General features: G+C 54.2%; 1 pseudogene. It reads left to right on the top strand.

The window, feature by feature from the left end:
* Positions 1–59 precede the first annotated feature (59 nt).
* A pseudogene (locus ACN5AZ_RS18660) lies at positions 60–1,148 on the top strand (IS3 family transposase).
* Positions 1,149–1,187 lie beyond the last annotated feature (39 nt).

Here is a 1,187-nt window from a genome sequence, read left to right as displayed (position 1 = left end):
AAAAATTAGTGGTGTTCAAAAGTAGAATTTTCTCGGCAAGATATCTGAGGAGATTTACGATGAAGAATGGACGGTACAGCGACGCGCAGATCATGGCGATCCTGAAGCAGGCAGAGGGCGGTGTTCCGGTTTGCTGAACTTTGCCGCGAACATGGCATGAGCAGCGCGAGCTTCTACAAATGGCGGGTCAAGTTTGGCGGTATGGATGCGTCGATGATATCCGAGATGAAGGATATGGCCGAGGAGAACCGCCGCCTGAAGCGCATGTATGCTGAGATGAGCATGCAGAACGACCTGCTGAAGGAGGCGCTTGGAAAAAAGCGTTGAGGCCGTCTCAAAGGCGAGAGATGGCCATGAATGCGATTGCGCAACATGGGGTCAGTATCGCGCTGGCCTGTCGGGCGTTTGAGATCAGCGAGACTTGTTATCGCTATAGTTCGGTTTTGAGCGACGAGAATGAAGAGATCGCGGACTGGCTTGAACGTCTGACGGCCAACAAGCGCAACTGGGGCTTTGGGTTGTGTTTTCTGTATTTGCGCAATGTGCAGGGCTACGGTTGGAACCACAAACGCGTCTACCGGATCTACTGTAAGTTGGAGCTGAACTTGCGGATCAAGCCTAAGAAACGCTTGAAGCGGGACAAGCCGGAGCCGCTGGCCGTGCCAGTGAGACCAAATGAGACTTGGTCCATGGACGTCATGGCGGATCAATTGGCGGATGGTCGGTCGATCAGGACGTTGAACGTTTTGGATGACTTCAATCGCGAAGGCCTGGCCATTGAGGTCGACTTCTCGCTGCCTGCGGAACGCGTCGTGCGGGCGCTGAACCAGATCATTGAATGGCGAGGCCAGCCTCAAACTATTCGTGTGGACAACGGCCCAGAATACGTCAGCGGCAAGCTGATGGCATGGGCTGAGAAGCGCAACATCTGCCTGCAATACATCCAACCCGGAAAGCCGCAACAGAATGCATACATCGAGCGCTACAACCGCACCGTTCGCGGCGAATGGCTGGGGCAATACATCTTTGAAACCATCGAGGAGGCACAGGACTAGGCAACAGAATGGCTCTGGACTTACAACAACGAGCGCCCCAACATGGGCATCGGCGGCATAACACCCGCCATGAAACTGAAAACAGCCGCCTGAATTCTACGGCTGGACCCCAGTAAAAATGGGGAGATTACC

This window comes from Sagittula sp. SSi028, assembly GCF_048553715.1.
Taxonomy (GTDB): Bacteria; Pseudomonadota; Alphaproteobacteria; order Rhodobacterales; family Rhodobacteraceae; genus Sagittula.
Note: the sequence above shows the minus strand (reverse complement) of the source record. Positions and strands in the feature narration are given on the sequence as shown.